The organism is Pseudomonas sp. M1 (assembly GCF_022760135.1).
Lineage (GTDB): Bacteria > Pseudomonadota > Gammaproteobacteria > Pseudomonadales > Pseudomonadaceae > Pseudomonas > Pseudomonas citronellolis.
The window spans coordinates 2,591,708-2,611,036 of sequence record NZ_CP094343.1 but is presented as its reverse complement, the minus strand read 5'-3'; the positions used below and the strand labels follow the sequence as shown (position 1 = coordinate 2,611,036).

The window sequence follows — 19,329 nt, the reverse complement described above, 5'->3', positions numbered from 1 at the left end:
GGCGGGCCCTTGAGGAGAGCACATGATCCGAGACGCAGAGACGCTGCAGATACTTCTGGATTCCATCCACCAGTTCGTCGACGAGGTGCTGATACCGCGCGAGAACGAAGTCGCGGAAACCGACGCCATTCCCCGGGACATCGTCGAGCAGATGCGCGAGATGGGCCTGTTCGGCCTGACCATTCCCGAGGAATTCGGCGGCCTGGGCGTGACCATGGAAGAAGAGGTGAACATCACCTTCGAACTCGGGCGCACCTCCCCCGCCTTCCGCTCCTACATCGGCACCAACAACGGCATCGGCTCCATCGGCATCCTGATCGACGGCACGCCCGAGCAGAAAGGCCACTACCTGCCCAGGCTCGCCAGCGGCGAACTGCTCAGCTCGTTCTGCCTGACCGAGCCGGACGCCGGCTCCGACGCCGCCTCGCTGAAGACCAGCGCGGTGCGCGACGGCGACCACTACGTGCTCAACGGCACCAAGCGCTTCATCACCAATGCCCCGCATGCCGGCATCTACACCGTGATGGCGCGCACCAACCCGGAGATCAAGGGCGCCGGCGGCATCAGCGCGTTCATCGTCGAGCGCGGCACCCCGGGCATCTCCCTGGGCAAGCCGGACCACAAGATGGGCCAGAAGGGCGCGCACACCAGCGACGTCATCTTCGACAACGTGCGCGTGCCGGCCAGCCAGCTGATCGGCGGCGTCGAGGGCGTGGGCTTCAAGACCGCCATGAAGGTGCTCGACAAGGGCCGCCTGCACATCGCCGCGCTGAGCGTCGGCGCCGCCGAACGCATGCTCGACGACGCCCTGCGCTACGCCCTGGAGCGCAAGCAGTTCGGCAAGCCGATTGCCGAGTTCCAGTTGATCCAGGCGATGCTCGCCGACAGCAAGGCGGAAATCTACGCCGCCCGCTGCATGGTGCTGGACGCCGCGCGCAAGCGCGACGAGGGCCGCAACGTCAGCACCGAGGCCTCCTGCGCCAAGATGTTCGCCACCGAGATGTGCGGCCGCGTCGCCGACCGCTGCGTGCAGATCCACGGCGGCGCCGGCTACGTCAGCGAGTACGCCATCGAGCGCTTCTACCGCGACGTGCGGCTGTTCCGCATCTACGAAGGCACCACGCAGATTCAGCAGGTGGTCATCGCCCGCAACATGATCCGCGAAGCCACGCACTGAACGACGCCCTCGCCGCCCTGCCCCGCCGGGCGGCGACCCGCAGGCTTACCGATGGGCCGCAAGCGCCGGCCCACGAATAAATACAACAGGTAGTTCGCCCATGGAAACCACTGCTTCGACTTCCCAAGCGACCACCCAGAGCAAGACCTGGGTGATCGTGTTCCTGTTCTGCTTCATCGGCCTGCTGATCGACGGCGCCGACCTCATGCTGCTGTCCTACAGCCTCACCAGCCTGAAGGCCGAGTTCGGCCTGAGCAACGTCCAGGCCGGCAGCCTGGGCAGCTTCACCCTGGCCGGCATGGCCATCGGCGGCATCTACGGCGGCTGGGCGTGCGACCGCTTCGGCCGGGTGCGCACCGTGGTCTGGACCATCGTGCTGTTCTCCGTCGGCACCGCCGCGCTGGGCCTGACCCACAGCTACTGGCAGTTCGCCGCGGCGCGTTTCGTCGCCTCCCTCGGCCTGGGCGCGCTCTACGTCGCCTGCAACACCCTGATGGCCGAATACGTGCCCACCAAGTACCGCACCACGGTGCTGGGCACCCTGCAGGCAGGCTGGTCGGTGGGCTACATCGTCGCCACCCTGCTGGCCGGCTGGATCCTGCCGAGCTACGGCTGGCGCTACCTGTTCTACGTCGCCATCATCCCGGTGGTGCTGGCGGTGGCCATGCGCCGCCTGGTGCCGGAGCCTGCCGCCTGGGTGGAAGCCCAGGCCGAGCGCAAGCGCCGCAAGGCCCTGGGCCAGGAGGAAGTCGTCGAGAAGAAATCCGCCGGCGCGTTCCGCATGATCTTCGGCGACCGCCGCGCCCGCAGCATGTTCATCTTCTGGTCGCTGACCGCGGGCTTCCTGCAGTTCGGCTACTACGGCGTGAACAACTGGCTGCCGTCCTACCTGGAAACCGAGATGGGCATGAACTTCAAGTCCATGACCGCCTACCTGGTGGGCACCTACGCGGCGATGATCCTCGGCAAGGTCCTGGCCGGCGTCGCCTCGGACTGGCTGGGCCGGCGCAAGGTGTTCGCCTTCGGCGCCCTGGGCACCGCGGTGTTCCTGCCGGTGATCGTGCTCTACCACAGCCCCGAGGCCATTCTCTGGATGCTGGTGGTGTTCGGCTTCCTCTATGGCATCCCCTACGGCGTCAACGCCACCTACATGACCGAAAGCTTCGCCGCCCGCTACCGCGGCACCGCCGTGGGCGGCGCCTACAACATCGGCCGCATCGGCGCGGCCATCGCCCCGGCGGCCATCGGCTTCCTGGCCACCCAGGTATCCATCGGCGCGGGCTTCCTGGTGATGGGCGCCGCCTACTTCGTCTGCGGCATCATTCCCGCCCTGCTGATCCGCGACAAGCAGTTCGATCCGCAGACGGAGTGACGTACGAGCGGAGCCCGGCGCCGAAATAGTGCCGGGCTCCGCCCTTGTCGCAAGAATCAGAAAAAATCCTTGAAGCGCCCCGCATAAACAGAAAACAAGAAAACCATTCCACTGATGCAGATCAATGAAACCGATAAAAATGATGTCATATTGACATTATTCGTAAAGAAAACTGCACAGAAAAAACAACGATTGCGTGGCAAAGACAGGGTAAGGATCGATGTTTGTGAACTGACCGTCGGAATGTATGTGCTGGAGCTCGACGAGTCCTGGGAGAACACCCCGTTTCTGTTCCGTGGCTTCCAGATCAGGACTCTCAAGGAACTGGAACGGATCAGGCAGGTAGCCAAGCATGCCTGGGTCGAGGCCCGGTCCCTGCCCGACGGCATCCCCGGGGACACCCGCGCGGAGCTTGTGCCACTCATTGGCAAGGTGGATTTCCGGCAGGAGATAGAGCAGGCGCAGCAGACCTGGGGCGAAGCGCTGGAGGTTGCCCGGGGCCTGCTGGACGCGGTGCGTCTCGGCCAGGCGCTGGACATCCCCGGGGTCAAGCGCACCATCGAAGGGTGCGTCGAGAGCATCCTGCGCAACCCCGCGGCAATGCTCTGGCTCACCCAGATCAGGAACAAGGACGACTACACCGCCGAGCACTCGCTGAGGACGGCCATCTATGCGATTTCCCTGGGCCGCCGGCTCGACATGCTGCCACGGGAGCTGGTCGATATCGGCATGTACGGCATGCTCCACGACCTCGGGAAGATCAAGGTTCCACTACCGATACTCACCAAGAACGGCCGGCTGTCGGCGGACGAATACCTGATCATGCAGACCCATGCCGACAGCGGCCGCAAGCTGCTCATGAGCACCAGCGACGTCCCGCCGGCGGCCGTCGATGCCGCCTACTGCCACCATGAGCGCCTGGACGGCAGCGGCTATCCCCGGGGCCTGCGGCACGACAAGATCCCACAAGTGGCGAAGCTGGTGGCGATAGTCGACGCCTATGACGCCATCACCAGCGACAGGGTCTACAGCAAGGGACGCTCCAGCCTGGAAGCGCTGCGGATAATATTCGATGCAGCCGGCACGCACTTCGACGAGGAGATGGTCGCGCACTTCGTCAAGCTCATCGGCATCTACCCGCCGGGCGAGATCGCCGAGCTGAGCAATGGCGAAGTCGGCATCATCATCGGCTGCCCGCCCGGCAACAAGCTCAAACCCAAGCTGCTGAGAGTGCTGGACGCCGACAAGCAACCCTGCCGGGAACGGGTCATCGACCTGGCCACGAACCCGAAGGACGACCAGGGAAAACCCTATTACCTCTACCTGGTCCACCCCAGCGGCGCCTTCGGCATCGACATCGAGCACTACCGCAGAAAGGGGCTGCTCGTTCCCGAGAATCTTTAGCCGAGGCCAGGTGCCGGCCTGTCGATCGCGCCCCGGCCTATCTGGCGCTTGCCGCCGTTTACTGAGATGATAATGATTCCCATATTCGATTAAGCCTCCTCCCCCGCGACCTCAGACTCCCCGGCACCGTGACAGACCCAGGCCAACACAAGCTGCAGTTGTTCCTTACCCACCGTACCGCGCTGGTCACCTACGCCACGCCCATTGTCGGTTGCAGGGCACACGCCGAAGACGTCGTCCAGGAAGCCTGGCTGCGCTTCGCCAGCGCCGAACTGAGCGTCGCCCAGCTGCATCAGCCCAGCGCCTACCTGTACCGCATCGTGCGCAACCTGGCGCTGGACTTCGTGCGTCGTCCGCTGCATGGGGAACGGCAGGCGGCGGACGACGACTTCTTCGACTTCCTCAGCGACCCGCGTCCCTCGCCGGAGCAGATCGCCCTGCAGCGCGAGGAGCTGCAGCGCGTGCACCGCGCGCTCGACGAACTGCCCGAGCGCACGCGGCGCGTCTTCGAGCTGTACCGCCTGGAGGGGCTGACCCTGCAGGCCATCGCCGACCAGCTGGAGCTTTCCGTGGGGATGGTCCACAACCTGGTGCGCCAGGCCCTTGGCCACTGCGCGCGGAGCCTGACCGACGATGGACAATGAAGCCTGGCGCCGCGGGCGCAAGCGCCCGACAATGTCCCCCTCCGCCCCCATGGATGAGCAGGACCGCGTGAGCGAGACCGACGAGCGAGACACACCCCTGGACGACGATCCGGTCTGGCAGCAGGCCATGGACTGGCTGATGCGCCTGCGCGACGCGCCGGATTCGATGGAACTGCGCCGGGCCTGCCGCGCCTGGGCCGAGGCCGACCCGCGCCACGCCCAGGCGCTGCGCCAGGTCGGGCGGGCCTGGCAGCTCAGCGGCATGGCTGCCGGAAGCGCGCAGACGCCGAGGCCAGCGCCCGAGGCCGCGCCTGCGGCTCCACGGCCTCGACAGCGTAGGCGCTGGCCACTGGCGCTGGCCGCCTCGCTGCTGCTGGGCGTGCTTGCCTGGGCCCTGCAGCCGGACGATCCCGACCGCTTCAGCGCCCGCGCCAACCGCGAGCTGCGCCTGCCCGACGGCAGCCAGGTCTCCCTGGCCGCCGGCAGCCGCCTGGAACTGGCGTTCAGCAGCGACCGACGGCAGGTCCGCCTGGTGCAGGGAGAGGCCTTCTTCGACGTCGCCCACGACGCCGCGCGGCCCTTCAGCGTCGAGGCCGGCGATGGCGAGGTGACGGTGACCGGCACCGCCTTCGACGTCCGCGCCGAGGGCAAAGCCTGGGAAGTGGCGGTGGCGCGCGGCTCGGTACGCGTCCAGCCGCCGCTGGACCTGCCGCCGCGCCAGCTGGGCCCCGGTGGCCGGCTGCGGGTCGAACTTCCGGGTGGGCAGGCGCGCCAGGAAAAGGTTCCCGCCGAACAGATCGGCGCCTGGCGCCAAGGCCAGTTGCTGGCCAACGACACGCCCCTGCCCGACCTGCTGGCGCAACTGCGGCGCAATTACCCGGGGGTGCTGCTGGTGGACGAAAAGGCCTTCGCCGGCAAGCGCGTCACCGGTATCTACGACCTGCGCGACCCACGCCGCGCGCTGCAGGCCATGGTCCGGCCATTCGGTGGCGAAGTCGGTGGCTGGGGCCCGTTGTGGCTGTCGGTAAATCCTAGGAGATAAGAAATTTCATGCGGCGATTGAAAAAATCGCCGTAGGTTACGTCATTGAGCGCTGAACACGACTGAGAGTCGTTATCAACTGCAACTGGCGCCTCGCGCGCCTTTCGGAGACAGCGCTCCATGAATCTCAACGGGAAGTCCGTAGCCCGCGGCTGCGGCCGTTTCTACCTGCCCCTGCGCCGACTCGGCGGCATCGGCCTGCTCTGCCTCACCCCGCTCGCTCCCCTGCCCGCCTGGGCCGCTACCCCGCCCCAGGACGACGAGGCGCCGCTGGAGCACAAGCGGCACTTCGAGATTCCCGCACAATCCCTGGCTTCCGCCCTGCTCATCTTCGGCCAGCAGAGCGGCCTGCAGGTCAGCGCCGACAGCGAGCTGCTGGAAGGCCTGCGCAGCCCGGCGGTTGCCGGGCGGATGAGCGCCTGGGACGCGCTCGACCGATTGCTGCAGGGCAGCGGCCTGCACTGGCGCTACGGCGAGCCCAACCTGGTCTCGCTATTCCGCGTCGACCTGAGCAACGCCGTCTCCGCCGGCGACATGTGGGTGCGTGCCCCGCGGATCCGGAACTTCCAGGGCGAGATGGACTTCGACCGCGAGATCATCGAGCGCATGCCGGCCGGCAACGGCGACATCACCAGCCTGCTGAAGATGAACCCCAACGTACAGTTCGACGACGCCCAGCTCAGCAGCAAGACGCCCGGGGAGATCGACCCGGCCAACGTCAGCATCAACGGCGCCAAGTACTGGCAGAACCTGTTCCTGGTCGACGGCGTGGGTATGAACAACGACCTCGACCCGGCAGCGGACGCCAGCAGCGCCGTCTCCATGACCGACGTGCCCGGGCGCAGCCAGGGCCTGGCCCTGGACACCGACCTGCTGGACGAGGTCAAGGTGCTCGACAGCAACGTCCCGGCCTCCTATGGCGGCTTCAATGGCGGGGTGATCGAGGCCAACACGCGGCAGCCGAGCCGCGAGCTGCACGGCAAGGTTTCTGCGCAGGTGAGCCGTTCGCAGTGGACGCGCTACCACATCGACGAACGCGACCAGCAGAACTTCGAGGACTCCACCAGCTACGCCAACCAGCCAGAGTTCGACAAGCTGGTGCTGCGCAGCACCCTCGAAGGCCACGTGACCGACGACTTCGGGCTGCTGCTCAACTATTCCTCCAAGCGTTCCACCATTCCACTGAAGGGCTACAACGCGAACACCTACGATGCCCCGGCCGAGGGCATGGACAAGGACCAGACCCGGCGCATCGACAACTACTACCTCAAGGGCGTCTGGCAAGCCCGCGAGGACCTGAGCTTCGAGGGGGCGCTGACCTATGCCCCGCAGGACAACCGCTACTTCATCGTCAACGGACGCGACTCCATGCTGGACATCAAGTCCGGCGGCTACCAGGCCAACCTGCGGGCGATCTGGGACGCCTCCCTGGCCGAGGTCACCCAGACCATCGCCTGGTCGCGCATGGACAACTCCCGCGACAGCGAGAAGGACTACTTCAAGGGCTGGCGCTGGTCGCCGGAGAAGAACTGGGGCGCCCCCGGCGCCAGCAGCGCCACGGTGCTCAGCTCCGAGGGCAACTACGGCGACATCGAGCAGCGCCAGACCACCTGGAGCTACAAGCTCAACGCCGACTGGCATCCCTGGCAGGTGCTGGGCAGCCAGCACAAGGTGCAGACCGGCCTGGAGCTGACCCGGCAGAACGCCTACTACGACCGCCTGGAGGAGTTCCGGTACGGCTCGCTGCTCAAGGCCACCAGCACCTGCAGCGAAAGCGACTGGTGCTCGCTGAGCCCGACGCCCTACTTCGCCGGCAAGGGCCAGGCCTTCACTCAGCTGAACGTCTACGAGGCCGGCAAGATCGAGTTCGACACCACTGCCTGGGCGCTCTACGCCCAGGACGAGATCGCCATCGGCCGCCTCACCCTGCGCCCCGGCCTGCGCCTGGATGGCGACGACTACATGGACAAGAAGACCCTGGCCCCGCGCTTCGCCGCCGAATACGACCTGTTCGGCGATGGCCGCACGCGCTTCACCGGCGGCGCCAACCGCTACTACGGGCGCAACATGTTCGCCTATCGCCTGTACGACGGCCGCAGCGCCCTGCAGTACAAGCTGACTCGGGCCAGCGGCGGCGCCGACTGGGGCTCGCCGGTGCGCACCCTGAACAACACGCGCTTCAACCAACTGGACATCCCCTACGACGACGAGTGGACCCTGGGCATCAGCCAGATGCTCTGGAGCACCGAGTTCGCGCTGAAGTACGTGCACCGCGACGGCCACGACCAGATCATCCGCACCCAGGGCCGCTACCTCGGGCAGCCGGCCAGCGACGACCTGAGCACCAGCTACTACACCTACACCAACGGCGGCAGCAGCGAGAGCGACATCCTCAGCCTGACCGTCACCCCGCAGCGCCGCTTCGAGCTCGCCGGCACCAGCAGCCTGCTGCAACTGGCCCTGGACTGGACCGACGTGACCAGCTCCAACGTCGACTACGCCACCGCCGTCAGCGAAACCGACCTCGCCGACCCGATCATCCAGTACGACGGCAAGTTCATGCGCTACTCCGAACGCCCGGCGGACAACTTCAACCGGCCCTGGACCGCGCGCCTGACCACCATCACCGAAATCCCCCGGGCCAACCTCACCTGGAGCAACTTCCTGCGCTACCGCGCCGGCTACCGGCAGATTCTCGATACCGGCAAGGAGGTGGACTACCAGGGCACGCCGGTGGAAGTGTGGGAGGAAGAAGACCAGTCCGCCGCCCTCACCTGGGACCTGCGCCTGGCCTGGGAGCAGCCCACCGCCAAGGACCAGGCGCTGTTCGTCAACCTCGACGTGTTCAACGTGCTCGACAGGGTTTCCGTCAGCAGCGTGAACAGCAGCGGCGTCCCCACCTACGAGGTCGGCCGGCAGTTCTGGGTGGAGGTGGGTTATCGCTTCTAGGACGCTGCTGGCCGCCGGGCTGCTGCTGGCCGGGCTGGCCCGGGCCGACGACTGCGCAACGCGCCTGGACGCGCAGCCGGTGGACTACGCCTGCCTGCGCCAGGTCTACAGCCAGCCTTCGGCGAATTGGCCGGCCCCGGACATCAGCCCGGGGCTGGCCTGGCGCGAACTGGCGCCGCTGTCCGCGCCCCCGGCGCTGGACGAGCGCCAGGTCGAACTGGGCCGGCAGCTGTTCTTCGAGCCGCTGCTGTCGCGCTCCGGACAGATCGCCTGCGCCTCCTGCCACGAGCCGGACCTGGCCTTCGCCGACGGCCGCCGCGTGTCCTTCGGCCACGACCGCCAGGCCGGAACCCGCAACGCCCCCAGCGTAGCCATGGCCAGCCACTTCACCAACCTGTTCTGGGACGGCCGCGCCGGCAGCCTGGAGCAGCAGGCGCTGATGCCCATCGTCGATCCCACCGAGATGGCCTTCGCCCTCGACCCGCTGCTCCAGCGCCTGCGCACGCACCGCGACTATCCACGGGTCTTCGCCGAGGCCTTCGGCCACACACCGATCGACGCGGCTCAACTGGGCCGGGCACTGGCCACCTACCAGCGCAGCCTCGCGCCCCGGCGCAACGCCCTCGACCACTTCCTGCTGGGCGACAGCAAGGCCCTGAGCGATACCCAGCTGCACGGCCTGCACCTGTTCCGCGGCAAGGCCCGCTGCCTGAACTGCCACCAGGGCGAAGCCTTGAGCGACGACCGCTTCCACAACCTCGGCCTGACCTATTACGGCCGCCGCTACGAGGATCTCGGCCGCTACAGGGTGACCGGCCGCGCCGAGGACGTCGGCGCCTTCCGCACGCCCTCGCTGCGCCAAGTCGCGCGCACCGGGCCCTGGATGCACAACGGCCTGTTCGGCGACCTGCGCGGCATCCTCAACATGTACAACGCCGGGATGTTCCACCCGTTGCCGACGGCGCAGCAGAAGAACGACCCGCTGTTCCCGAAGACTTCGCCGCTGCTCGAACCGTTGCGGCTGAATGCGCAGGAGTTGCAGGCCCTACTGGACTTTCTCCAGGCGCTGTAGGAAACGAAGCTTAGGCGTCATGTACAATCCTCCACGCGGGCACCCAGTGTGGTGATCGAACAAACCAAGTGGCGCTGCGATACGGAAGTGGCGTTAAGCATGCGGAAATGATCCGGCAGCATAATCCCCTGCATTCGGAACCGGCCAGAAACGCAAAAGCCCCGCAGTGCGGGGCTTGCCGGCGACTGGGCGACGGCTCGCCGCTTCGGCTGTTGAGCCGAAAGGCTTTCACCATCCCCGGCACGCTAATAGAATACACAGTTCATTCATCCGGCGAACGCAGAGCAATGAACGGAACCACTGACGCAAGAATGCCTGCAGGGCGCCGAATCGAGTACCTGGACGCCATGAGGGGATTGGCGGCAGTCTACGTTGTGCTCTTCCATTTGATTTTCGTGGGGAGCGTTCCAGTTCCAGGTTGGTTCAAGGGCTTCGCTGTTGAAGGCGCAAGCGGAGTAATGCTGTTCTTCGTAATCAGCTGTTTCTCGTTGCTCTACACGATGCCGGCCCGTTTGAAAGAAAGCAGCCCAACCATTTCGTTCTATCTGCACAGACTCTTCCGGATTGTTCCACTCTTCTATCTCTGGCTGATACTGTCCTGCATCCGAAACCCAGTTCTTCACGGCATCCACAATACCCCAATGGAGATTGCCAACAACTTCCTGATGATCTTCAACCTGATTCCTGGCCAGCAATCCGGAATCGCCATGGCAAGCTGGACAATCGGCGTCGAAGTCCTCTTCTACGCGATATTCCCGCTGATCTATTTCAGCGTGCGCAATCTTTCCCATGCGACAATTTTTATCGTTACCTCTTTCGCTGCCTACCTTGGCATGCTCGTGGTCATTGATCATCTGCCGCTCTCTGCAAGTGACGTCGGGCAGTATAAGTTCTGGCTATTCACAAAAGACATACCGGTGTTTGCTTTCGGGGCCATCTGCTACTTCATAATCTTCAGCGAACGCTTCCAAGGAATTCAGCCAAAAAAGCTGGCTGGCTCAGTACTCATAGCCTCCTGCGCACTGATATTCGTCATGCGTTCTAACGGGATAATTACCGACAAGCTCTTCGCAGGGAACCCGTATATGTGGCACGGCCTTGCCTATGCACTATTGCTGCTTGGCATCGCTTTATTCCCGATCAAGGTTATCGTAAACAGGGCAACCAGTTTCTTAGGCAAGATCAGTTATTCCATTTACCTATCGCACGGGACGGTAATATTGCTCTCCAAGCCAATTTATCAGTGGATCGGTCAGTTCATAAAAAACGATACAGCGTTCTATTTTTCCTGTCTCGGAATCACCATCCTTATGGTCCTACCGCTTTCCTACGCGACTTACAAGCTCGTTGAAGAACCATTCATCCGCTTCGGGAAGAAGGCTCACAACAAACTCATGAGCCCTGCAGCAGCACAGGCGTAATCCTACTGGCTGGCAGTCACGGCCGCCTCCAGCCTTTCTTCGTATCCCTTCCGGCGCTACCGATCGACCCTGAACGCGCATATCTGCACATCGATCACCGATCCCAGTAACAGCGAGTCGACCGAGGAAGCCAGCCGCTGTAGATCTACCAGCGCCTGTTCTGCTGATTGACCGAAGATTGCAGGCTGTCGCAGGTGGTCGTGCAGTTGGTCACCGCAGCACTGCCGACGGCGGCGCCAGTATGACTGCGAGCAAACCAGCGCCGGCCTTCCATATCTAGGTCCCCATACCAGCACCACCGTTGTCTTCTCCCACGGCACCAAGCGATCAGCCTGCCTGTTGAGGCTGCCGGACGATCTGCTCGAATTTGCCAGCATCGACCAGGTCATTGAGCCTATGGCTCGGCCACCACTAGGCCGCAGAGGTCATAGCCCACTCGGCTTGCTCCAGCAGTTCAAACTGACCAGGCACCAGTAGACCCAGGCTCTTCCGGTAATTGTCTCGGCCGGTGATCTGGATCAGGCTGCAGCCCAAGAATTTTCGGCCGTCGCCGGGCTGGGTGTTGCCCAAGTCCTTGCCGCCCTCATAGCCCTACTGGGGCAGCTGTCAGCCCCAGATTTCATGCATCCGCCGCAATTGGCCAGACTCATGACCGATCTGGACCAAGAACGTCGCCTGGCGCACGGCGGAGTCGATCTGATAGCACTGCATCGCGCGGTTCAGCGCAGGAGCAAGAACGCCGGTTTTCCGGCTGGCGTTCGGGAGAGTCTGCAGCCGTTTATTTGCTTTTTGTGCCACTACTTCTACTGAAATACACCTTGCGGTAGGCTACATCGGCCTTTCATGGACGCCCTAGAAGGAATACGAGATGACTGCTATTCAGGATCAGGAATGGTTGGATACTCTTAAACGCTCCATGGTAGAGCCTGTCGACGGACTACCGGGATGGCCTTCGTCGGAAACCCAAAGCATTTTCGTAGGGGCATCCGGTGAAAAAGCGCTTGATGAAGCCTTCCGCTTTTACGAGGTAATTCGCGATAGCGTGAGCAGCCTATCAGCTGAGACCAGGGTCCTAGACTTTGGCGTAGGCTGGGGCCGCATCATCCGATGTTTCTACAAGAATGTGCCGGAACAAAATCTCCATGGCGTGGACGTTGATCCGGCAATTCTTGAGGAAGCCAAGAGGACGGGCGTAAAAGGCAACCTAAAGCAAATAAGTAACAATGGATGCCTCCCCTTTAGCCGCTCATCAATGGATGTCATATATGCGTTTTCTGTATTTTCGCATCTATCCGAAGATTCTGCGAAGCACTGGATAACCGAGCTCATGCGCGTCCTCAAGCCGGGTGGCACGCTTATTTTTACTTCCACGAATCTAGCCTTCTTGAATCTTTGCCGTGCCTGCAAGGAAAAGATTGAAGACCGCAATTTGTATGAAGAGCGTTATGCAAATCTGTTCGACGATCCATCAGCGGAAATGGCGGCATTCCAGGCCGGAAAGCACGTCTTCGTAGGTAATGGCGGGAAATCCGCCACCTTAGATGGAAGCTTCTACGGCTGGGCCTCCATCCCAGAGATGTGGCTAAAGAATTTCCTCGGCAACGCCGTCACTTCTATCGAATACCGCGATGATGGGTCATTTGAACAGGCTGTATTCATTGTCAAAAAGGCGCCCAAGAAATCGTTCATTGAGCGCCTTTTCTCTTAATAGGGGACGGCCGGCCATTTAATTTCGGCCGGCCACCCTCTAATACGCCAACTGATTCAGCGCGGGAACGGATAATCAGCACCGGTGTAGTACTTCTGGCTCAGCAGCGTCGATGACTCGAGATTGGCCGCGTTCAGGTTGTTGTAGACGAAGCTCATCAAGGCATCCCACTGGTTCTGGCTCAGCGGCACCTTCACCAGGCGATCCAGGTCAGGTTCGAAACGCTGCACGTCGTTCACCAACAACCGCTCGGCTTGGTCCTTGGTGATGGCCATCCCCGCCTTCACGCCGCGGGTGACGCCATAGCCGATGGTCCAGACGTCAACGCCTGGTACGCCTGCAGGCGCAGGCCCGCGAACGATTTGATGAGGCTCAGGCCTCGGTCGGATGTACGCATTGGTCAGACTCCAGAGACGAAAACGCCGGCTCTGGGGCCGGCGCTAGGGAGGATGCGCAGGAGCTGCTGCTCGGTGAGGGGCATGTGGGCTCTTCCGTACCACTATTTCTGCCGAAATTAACCTTGATGTAGGCTACGTCGGCTTTTCATGGATGCTTTAGAGGGAGTACGAGATGACCGTGGTTCAGGATCAGGAATGGCTGGAAACCCTCAAGCGCTCGATGGTTGAGCCGGTAGAGGGTCTCCCGGAGTGGCCGTCTTCAGAGACGCAAAGCATCTTCGTTGGCGCATCCGGAGAGAAAGCACTCGACGAAGCCTTCCGGTTCTACGAAGTAATACGAGACAGTGCCGGTGGCCTGAAATCAGATACCAACGTTCTTGACTTCGGCGTCGGCTGGGGTCGCATTATTCGGTGCTTCTACAAGAACGTCTCAGCACAAAATCTCCATGGTGTTGACGTCGACCCGGCAATCCTTGAGGAGTCCAAAAGAACTGGCGTCAAAGGTGCCTTGCAGCAGATCTGCAACGATGGAGTGCTGCCCTATGCAGACAAGTCCATGGATGTTGCTTATGCCTTCTCAGTCTTCTCGCATCTGTCTGAAAAGTCCGCCTCGCACTGGATCAATGAACTCATGCGGGTATTGAAGCCGGGCGGAACCATGGTTTTCACCTCGACAAACCTGCATTTCCTGAACATCTGCCGGGCGTGCAAGGAAAAGACCGACGATCGTAATCCCTACGAACTCTACTACGCAGGCCTGTTTGAAGACCCCCATGCGGCCATTGCCGCATACGAGAATGGCGAACACACGCATGCCGCAGTTGGCAGCCGGTTCCTCGATAAGAGCTTCTACGGTTGGTCCGCTGTTCCCCTGGGCTGGGTTCAGCGACTCATCGGTGATCGTGCGGAGTCCATTACCTTCACCGATGATGGCTCATTTGAGCAGGCTGTCTTCATCGTGAAGAAGGCTCCACAGAAGTCCTTCCTGCAGCGCCTCTTCTCCTACCTAGCCTGGATAGGCCGATCACTCAATGCTAGCCGACGGCCGGCCTGCTGTCTCAAGCGACTCAGAGCGATTCTGTAATGCTTCAGGGTCTTTAGCCTTGCCACTTCCTTCGGCATCACCTCATCCAGATCAACCGCATCCTGCAGAGGGGCAGTCTCCAAGGTTGCCCACTCCGCTACCTTCTGTCTGTGTCTGCGAGGCCGAAGCCAACTGCCCATCTAACGGCAGCAGTGGGGAGAATTGACCAGCGGAATAGCTCCACCTTGCCTTAGATCTTCACCATCTGGCGCCATCATCATCCGGAGTTTCCAGCTCAACGACATCCCACCGAGAGCGGCCACGGAAATCAATGGCCTGAAAGAAACGAGCCGGCTGCTCGGACACACCGAGGAGGAGACCACCAAGAAGATCCACATCCGTCGCGGAGCAGTGGCAAAGCCTGCAAAATAGGTGCTATTTCGGAACTCCGTCCATTTTCAGCCCATCATCGAGCCTTAATGTTGGCCGCCGAAAATGAAAAAGGCCCTGAAAAATCAGGGCCTTGGAGATGGCGGAAGCGCAGAGATTCGAACTCTGGGGGCTGTTACACCCGGCGGTTTTCAAGACCGCTGCCTTAAACCACTCGGCCACACTTCCTTTCGGGGGCGCATAGTACCGGATCGCAACACACTGTCAAACTCTGATCCTACGTCTGACAGGCGGCTTTGATATCATCACTGCAACTATGGTCACGGAATCCCATTCCGCTTACAGGAGTGTCTAGCCATGCAAGAACGGCAATATCTCAACCCCGCCGCGGCGGAACAACGGGAAGTCAGCGGAGTCCTGCGCAACACCTACGGCCTGCTGGCCATGACCCTGGCCTTCAGCGGCCTGGTCGCCTACGTCTCGCAACAACTGCACCTGCCCCACCCGGGCCTGCTGCTGACCCTGGTCGGCTTCTACGGCCTGTTCTTCGCCACCCTCAAGCTGCGCGACAGCGGCTGGGGCCTGGTCACCACCTTCGCCCTCACCGGCTTCATGGGCTACACCCTCGGCCCGATCCTGAACCTGTACCTGGGCATGGCCAACGGCGCCAGCATCATTTCCTCGGCGTTCTTCATGACCGCCCTGGTGTTCTTCGGCCTGTCCGCCTACGTGCTGACCACCCGCAAGGACATGAGCTTCCTGTCCGGCTTCATCACCGCCGGCTTCTTCGTCCTGCTGGGCGCCATGCTGGTCTCGCTGTTCTTCCAGATCAGCGGCCTGCAACTGGCGATCAGCGCCGGCTTCGTGCTGTTCTCCTCGGCGGCCATCCTGTTCCAGACCAGCGCCATCATCCACGGTGGCGAGCGCAACTACATCATGGCCACCATCAGCCTGTACGTGTCGATCTACAACATGTTCCTCAGCCTGCTACAGATCTTCGGCATCATGGGCAGCGACGACTGACGCTTCCCGGCAACACCGGAAAAGCCCGCCTTGGCGGGCTTTTTCCTTTTCCGGCGCAGCAAAATCCCCGCGCTGGCCTTATCATCGCGCTGTAATCCGCCGACCGGCCCATGCCATGAAATTCGCCATCGCCCTCTTCGCCCCGCCCCACTCGCCCGCCGCCCGGCGCGCCCTGCGCTTCGCCGAGGCGGTGCTCGCCGGCGGCCACGAGATCGTCCGCCTGTTTTTCTATCAGGACGGCGTGCACAGCGCTTCGAGCAACCCGGTGAGCGGCCAGGACGAACTGGACGTGGCAGCGGCCTGGACGCGCTTCGTCGGCGAGCACCGCCTCGATGCCGTGGTGTGCATCGCCGCCGCCCTGCGCCGCGGCGTGCTCAACGCCGAGGAAGCCGCCCGCTACCAGCGCCCGGCGGCCAACCTGCAGGCGCCCTGGGAGCTGTCCGGCCTCGGTCAGTTGCATGAAGCGACGCAGATGGCGGACCGCCTGGTCTGCTTCGGAGGAAACTGATGGCCAAGTCCCTGCTGATCGTCAGCCGCCAGGCCCCGTGGAGCGGCCCCGACGCCCGCGAGGCGCTGGACATCGCCCTGGCCGGCGGCGCCTTCGACCTGCCCATCGCCTTCCTTTTCCTCGATGACGGGGTGTTCCAGTTGGCTCCGGGCCAGCAACCCACCAACCTCGAACAGAAGGATTTGCAGGCCAACCTGCAGGCCCTGCCGCTGTTCGGCGTCGAAAGGCTCTACGCCGCCGAGCGCAGCCTCACCGAGCGTGGCCTGGCCGATGCCAGTCTGAGCCTGCCGGTGGAGGTGCTGGACGACCTCGCATTGCGCCAGCTGACCCAGCAATACGACCAGGTGATCACCCTCTGATGAGCACGCTGCATCTGCTTTCCCATTCCCCGTTCGGCGACGGCCGCTTCGACAGTTGCCTGCAGCTGCTGTGCCACGACGACGGCCTGCTGCTCAGCGGCGATGCCGTCTACGCCCTCGCCGCCGGCAGCGCCCCGCGCCAACGCCTGGAGTGTCTGCCCAACGCCTGCTACGCCCTCGCCGAGGACTTGCAGGCGCGCGGCCTGCAGGAACACCTGCCGGCCAACCTGAAGGCCGTGGACTACCCCGCCTTCGTCGACCTCTGCACCCGCTACGACAAGGTCAACGCCTGGCTATGACTACCCTCACGGTGGAAGGGCGCGCCATCGCCCTGGACAAGGACGGCTACCTGCAATACCTGGACGACTGGTCGGTAGCCGCCGCCGAAGCCCTGGCCCGCCAGGAAGGCCTGCACCTCACGCCGGAGCACTGGGAAATCCTCCACCTGCTGCGCGAGTTCTATGCACAGTTCCAGCTGTCGCCGGCCAACCGCCCGCTGATCAAGTACGTGGCCCAGCGCCTGGGCGCGGAAAAGGGCAGCAGCCTGCACCTCAACCTCCTGTTCAAAGGCACCCCGGCCAAGCTTGCCGCCAAGCTCGCCGGCCTGCCGAAGCCAACCAATTGCCTATGACCGCCACGCCTCTGGTTCTGCAGACACCCGCCGAACACCCTTTCGCGCAGTTCGTGCGCATCCTCGGCAAGGGCAAGCGCGGCGCGCGCAGCCTGACCCGCGAGGAAGCCCGCGAGGCCCTGGGCATGATCCTCGACGGCCAGGTCGAAGAGGCGCAACTGGGTGCCTTCCTGATGCTGCTGCGGCACAAGGAGGAAAGCGCCGAGGAACTCGCCGGCTTCACCGAGGCCGTGCGCGCGCGCCTGGATGCGCCGCGGATCGCCGTCGACCTCGACTGGCCCAGCTATGCCGGCAAGAAGCGCCACCTGCCCTGGTACCTGCTCGCCGCCAAGTGCCTGGCCGGCAGCGGCACGCGCATCCTCCTGCACGGCGGCGGCGCACACACCGCCGGGCGCCTGTACACCGAACAGTTGCTGCAGACACTGGACATCCCGCTGTGCCGCGGCTGGAACGCGGTGGGCGAAGCGCTCGACCGGGGCGGCCTGGCCTTCGCCCCGCTGGTGGACTGGATGCCGCTGCTGCAACGGATGATCGACCTGCGCAACACCCTCGGCCTGCGCTCGCTCATCCATTCCCTGGTGCGCCTGCTCAACCCGCTGGGCGCGCACTGCATCCTGCAGAGCATCTTCCACCCCGGCTACCAGGAAACCCACCGCGAAGGCAGCCGCCTGCTCGGCGACCGCGCCATCGTGATCAAGGGCGAAGGCGGCGAGATCGAGATCAACCCGGACAGCCCGGCGCACCTCTACGGCACCGAGTCGGGCCAGAGCTGGGACGAGGAATGGCCGGCCCTCTCGGCGCTGCGCCACGTCAAGCCGGAGCGCCTGGAGCCGCAGGTGCTGGTCGAGTTCTGGCGCGGCGAACGGGAGGACGCCTACGGCGAACTGGCGGTGGTCGCCACCATCGCCCTGGGCCTGCGCGGGTTGGGCCGCGACCGCGAGGCGGTCTTCGCCGAGGCCCGGCAACGCTGGGCCGCTCGGGACAGATCGATCGGTTAGATAGCTTCTACCCTGTTTTTGCAGCGATCCATCGATAGCAAGGGCGTAGACTGATCCCCATACCCTTTCCTGAGGAGCCAGTCATGGGACAGCTCATCGATGGCCGCTGGCAAGACCAGTGGTACGACACCAGCAAGGATGGCCGTTTCCAGCGCGAGAACGCGCAACGCCGCAACTGGGTCACCGCCGACGGCCAGCCCGGCCCCAGCGGCGAAGGCGGCTTCCGCGCCGAGGCCGGGCGCTACCACCTGTATGTTTCCCTCGCCTGCCCCTGGGCACACCGCACGCTGATCTACCGCCAGCTCAAGGGCCTGGCCGGGCTGATCGACGTTTCGGTGGTCAGTTGGCTGATGCGGGAGAACGGCTGGACCTTCGACCGCAGCCTGGGCTCCACCGGCGATGCCCTGGATGGGTTGCAGTTCCTGCACCAGCGCTACACCCGCGACGATCCGCACTACACCGGCCGCGTCACCGTGCCGGTGCTGTGGGACAAGCAGCGCAAGCGCATCGTCAGCAACGAGTCGGCGGAGATCATCCGCATGTTCAACTCGGCCTTCGACGGCCCGACCGGCAACGATCTGGACCTCTATCCCACAGCCTTGCAGGGCGAGATCGACGCGCTGAACGAGCGCATCTACCCGGCGGTGAACAACGGCGTATACCGCGCCGGCTTCGCCACCAGCCAGGAAGCCTACGAAGAGGCCTTCGTCACCCTGTTCGAGGAACTGGACTGCCTGGAGAAGCGCCTGGGCGAACGGCGCTACCTGACCGGCGAATACCTGAGCGAGGCCGATATCCGCCTGTTCACCACGCTGATCCGCTTCGATGCCGTGTACCACGGGCACTTCAAGTGCAACCTGTGGCGCCTGGCCGACTACCCGAACCTGTCCGGCTGGCTGCGCGAGCTGTACCAGTTGCCGGGGGTGGCCGGCACGGTGAACTTCCAGCACATCAAGAACCACTATTACGGCAGCCACCGCACCATCAACCCGACCGGCATAGTGCCGCTGGGGCCGCAGCAGGATTTCAGCGGGCCGCACGGGCGCGAGCATCTGCCGGGCAAGGGGATTGCGCGTAAGGGTTGAGACCCGGGCTATTCGTAGGATCGAGGGGGGACGCCTAGTCCTTGCTCGCGAAGGGGTTTGCCGGGGGAGTAGGTGCTGGGTTTAGAGCACCCTCTCCCCAACCCTCTCCCTGAAGGGAGAGGGGG

The 19,329-nt window shown here is 63.6% G+C and carries 20 protein-coding genes, 1 tRNA gene and 1 pseudogene; 18 read left to right on the top strand and 4 right to left on the bottom strand.

The features are described 5' to 3' along the window. Window positions 1-22: 22 nt before the first annotated feature. The 10 genes from PM1_RS11800 (at window position 23) to PM1_RS11755 (ending at window position 12,788) form a co-directional block, all read left to right on the top strand. The gene (locus PM1_RS11800) at window positions 23-1,177 is read left to right on the top strand and encodes an acyl-CoA dehydrogenase family protein (protein ID WP_009623187.1); all 1,155 of its coding nucleotides are present in this window, start codon (window positions 23-25) and stop codon (window positions 1,175-1,177) included. Window positions 1,178-1,277: 100 nt separating this feature from the next. After that, window positions 1,278-2,549, top strand: coding sequence for an MFS transporter (locus tag PM1_RS11795; protein ID WP_009623190.1), 1,272 nt, complete (start codon window positions 1,278-1,280; stop codon window positions 2,547-2,549). Between the two features lie 114 nt (window positions 2,550-2,663). Continuing rightward, window positions 2,664-3,953, top strand: coding sequence for an HD-GYP domain-containing protein (locus PM1_RS11790; protein ID WP_009623191.1), 1,290 nt, complete (start codon window positions 2,664-2,666; stop codon window positions 3,951-3,953). Between the two features lie 128 nt (window positions 3,954-4,081). After that, complete coding sequence (locus PM1_RS11785; protein ID WP_009623192.1) at window positions 4,082-4,597, top strand: sigma-70 family RNA polymerase sigma factor; 516 nt, start codon at window positions 4,082-4,084, stop codon at window positions 4,595-4,597. Between the two features lie 31 nt (window positions 4,598-4,628). Next, complete coding sequence (locus PM1_RS11780; RefSeq protein WP_161788519.1) at window positions 4,629-5,639, top strand: FecR family protein; 1,011 nt, start codon at window positions 4,629-4,631, stop codon at window positions 5,637-5,639. Between the two features lie 119 nt (window positions 5,640-5,758). Next, window positions 5,759-8,587 (top strand): secretin and TonB N-terminal domain-containing protein, encoded by a 2,829-nt coding sequence (locus PM1_RS11775; RefSeq protein WP_009623194.1) that lies wholly within the window; start codon window positions 5,759-5,761, stop codon window positions 8,585-8,587. 79 nt (window positions 8,588-8,666) lie between these two features. Next, window positions 8,667-9,659 (top strand): cytochrome-c peroxidase, encoded by a 993-nt coding sequence (locus PM1_RS11770; protein ID WP_009623195.1) that lies wholly within the window; start codon window positions 8,667-8,669, stop codon window positions 9,657-9,659. A gap of 68 nt (window positions 9,660-9,727) precedes the next feature. Beyond that, window positions 9,728-11,080, top strand: a complete 1,353-nt coding sequence (locus PM1_RS11765) for an acyltransferase family protein (RefSeq protein WP_152604484.1) — start codon at window positions 9,728-9,730, stop codon at window positions 11,078-11,080. A 648-nt stretch (window positions 11,081-11,728) separates the two neighbouring features. Continuing rightward, the gene (locus tag PM1_RS11760; protein WP_161788518.1) at window positions 11,729-11,890 is read left to right on the top strand and encodes a hypothetical protein; all 162 of its coding nucleotides are present in this window, start codon (window positions 11,729-11,731) and stop codon (window positions 11,888-11,890) included. A gap of 58 nt (window positions 11,891-11,948) precedes the next feature. After that, window positions 11,949-12,788: a class I SAM-dependent methyltransferase gene (locus tag PM1_RS11755; RefSeq protein WP_009623197.1), complete on the top strand. Its 840-nt coding sequence runs from the start codon at window positions 11,949-11,951 to the stop codon at window positions 12,786-12,788. 56 nt (window positions 12,789-12,844) lie between these two features. Here PM1_RS11755 and PM1_RS11750 read toward each other — a convergent pair whose 3' ends face one another. Together PM1_RS11750 and PM1_RS31225 are read right to left on the bottom strand one after the other, a co-directional pair. After that, window positions 12,845-13,063, bottom strand: coding sequence for a glycoside hydrolase family protein (locus tag PM1_RS11750; protein WP_009623198.1), 219 nt, complete (start codon window positions 13,061-13,063; stop codon window positions 12,845-12,847). A gap of 128 nt (window positions 13,064-13,191) precedes the next feature. Continuing rightward, window positions 13,192-13,269 (bottom strand): annotated as a pseudogene (locus PM1_RS31225) (glycoside hydrolase family 19 protein); the annotation flags it as partial. An 89-nt stretch (window positions 13,270-13,358) separates the two neighbouring features. On the opposite strand from PM1_RS31225, the gene PM1_RS11745 reads away from it, so the two are divergent. Further along, entirely contained in the window at window positions 13,359-14,270 is a 912-nt protein-coding gene (locus PM1_RS11745) for a class I SAM-dependent methyltransferase (protein ID WP_009623199.1), read from the top strand. Here PM1_RS11745 and PM1_RS11740 read toward each other — a convergent pair. Continuing rightward, window positions 14,189-14,410, bottom strand: coding sequence for a tail fiber assembly protein (locus tag PM1_RS11740; RefSeq protein WP_084229674.1), 222 nt, complete (start codon window positions 14,408-14,410; stop codon window positions 14,189-14,191). The genes PM1_RS11745 and PM1_RS11740 overlap by 82 nt on opposite strands. 330 nt (window positions 14,411-14,740) lie before the next feature. After that, a tRNA-Ser gene (locus tag PM1_RS11735) sits at window positions 14,741-14,828 on the bottom strand. 129 nt (window positions 14,829-14,957) lie between these two features. Here PM1_RS11735 and PM1_RS11730 point away from each other — a divergent pair. The 7 genes from PM1_RS11730 (at window position 14,958) to PM1_RS11700 (ending at window position 19,204) form a co-directional block, all read left to right on the top strand. Further along, window positions 14,958-15,623: a Bax inhibitor-1/YccA family protein gene (locus PM1_RS11730; protein WP_009623200.1), complete on the top strand. Its 666-nt coding sequence runs from the start codon at window positions 14,958-14,960 to the stop codon at window positions 15,621-15,623. A 115-nt stretch (window positions 15,624-15,738) separates the two neighbouring features. Then, window positions 15,739-16,131 (top strand): sulfurtransferase complex subunit TusD, encoded by a 393-nt coding sequence (tusD, locus tag PM1_RS11725; RefSeq protein WP_009623201.1) that lies wholly within the window; start codon window positions 15,739-15,741, stop codon window positions 16,129-16,131. Next, entirely contained in the window at window positions 16,131-16,490 is a 360-nt protein-coding gene (gene tusC / locus PM1_RS11720; protein ID WP_009623202.1) for a sulfurtransferase complex subunit TusC, read from the top strand. The genes tusD and tusC overlap by 1 nt, the downstream gene beginning before the upstream one ends. Next, complete coding sequence (gene tusB, locus PM1_RS11715) at window positions 16,490-16,789, top strand: sulfurtransferase complex subunit TusB (protein WP_009623203.1); 300 nt, start codon at window positions 16,490-16,492, stop codon at window positions 16,787-16,789. The genes tusC and tusB overlap by 1 nt, the downstream gene beginning before the upstream one ends. Beyond that, window positions 16,786-17,121 (top strand): TusE/DsrC/DsvC family sulfur relay protein, encoded by a 336-nt coding sequence (locus PM1_RS11710; RefSeq protein ID WP_009623204.1) that lies wholly within the window; start codon window positions 16,786-16,788, stop codon window positions 17,119-17,121. The genes tusB and PM1_RS11710 overlap by 4 nt, the downstream gene beginning before the upstream one ends. 11 nt (window positions 17,122-17,132) lie before the next feature. Continuing rightward, window positions 17,133-18,119 carry a glycosyl transferase family protein gene (locus tag PM1_RS11705; protein ID WP_161788530.1) on the top strand — a complete coding sequence of 329 codons (987 nt, stop codon included), beginning with the start codon at window positions 17,133-17,135 and terminating at the stop codon, window positions 18,117-18,119. Between the two features lie 83 nt (window positions 18,120-18,202). Further along, a complete protein-coding gene (locus PM1_RS11700) occupies window positions 18,203-19,204 on the top strand; it encodes a glutathione S-transferase family protein (protein WP_009623206.1) in 1,002 nt (333 codons plus the stop codon). Window positions 19,205-19,329 lie beyond the last annotated feature (125 nt).

Excerpts from the sequence above, each read along its gene's own strand:
- PM1_RS11790 (WP_009623191.1), top strand. The coding sequence starts at position 2,664 with ATGCAGATCAATGAAACCGATAAAAATGATGTCATATTGACATTATTC.
- tusB (WP_009623203.1), top strand. The coding sequence starts at position 16,490 with ATGAGCACGCTGCATCTGCTTTCCCATTCCCCGTTCGGCGACGGCCGC.
- tusD (WP_009623201.1), top strand. The coding sequence starts at position 15,739 with ATGAAATTCGCCATCGCCCTCTTCGCCCCGCCCCACTCGCCCGCCGCC.
- PM1_RS11800 (WP_009623187.1), top strand. The coding sequence starts at position 23 with ATGATCCGAGACGCAGAGACGCTGCAGATACTTCTGGATTCCATCCAC.
- PM1_RS11775 (WP_009623194.1), top strand. The coding sequence starts at position 5,759 with ATGAATCTCAACGGGAAGTCCGTAGCCCGCGGCTGCGGCCGTTTCTAC.
- PM1_RS11745 (WP_009623199.1), top strand. The coding sequence starts at position 13,359 with ATGACCGTGGTTCAGGATCAGGAATGGCTGGAAACCCTCAAGCGCTCG.
- tusC (WP_009623202.1), top strand. The coding sequence starts at position 16,131 with ATGGCCAAGTCCCTGCTGATCGTCAGCCGCCAGGCCCCGTGGAGCGGC.
- PM1_RS11750 (WP_009623198.1), bottom strand. The coding sequence starts at position 13,063 with ATGGCCATCACCAAGGACCAAGCCGAGCGGTTGTTGGTGAACGACGTG.
- PM1_RS11710 (WP_009623204.1), top strand. The coding sequence starts at position 16,786 with ATGACTACCCTCACGGTGGAAGGGCGCGCCATCGCCCTGGACAAGGAC.
- PM1_RS11760 (WP_161788518.1), top strand. The coding sequence starts at position 11,729 with ATGACCGATCTGGACCAAGAACGTCGCCTGGCGCACGGCGGAGTCGAT.
- PM1_RS11740 (WP_084229674.1), bottom strand. The coding sequence starts at position 14,410 with ATGGGCAGTTGGCTTCGGCCTCGCAGACACAGACAGAAGGTAGCGGAG.
- PM1_RS11730 (WP_009623200.1), top strand. The coding sequence starts at position 14,958 with ATGCAAGAACGGCAATATCTCAACCCCGCCGCGGCGGAACAACGGGAA.
- PM1_RS11780 (WP_161788519.1), top strand. The coding sequence starts at position 4,629 with ATGTCCCCCTCCGCCCCCATGGATGAGCAGGACCGCGTGAGCGAGACC.
- PM1_RS11755 (WP_009623197.1), top strand. The coding sequence starts at position 11,949 with ATGACTGCTATTCAGGATCAGGAATGGTTGGATACTCTTAAACGCTCC.
- PM1_RS11795 (WP_009623190.1), top strand. The coding sequence starts at position 1,278 with ATGGAAACCACTGCTTCGACTTCCCAAGCGACCACCCAGAGCAAGACC.
- PM1_RS11700 (WP_009623206.1), top strand. The coding sequence starts at position 18,203 with ATGGGACAGCTCATCGATGGCCGCTGGCAAGACCAGTGGTACGACACC.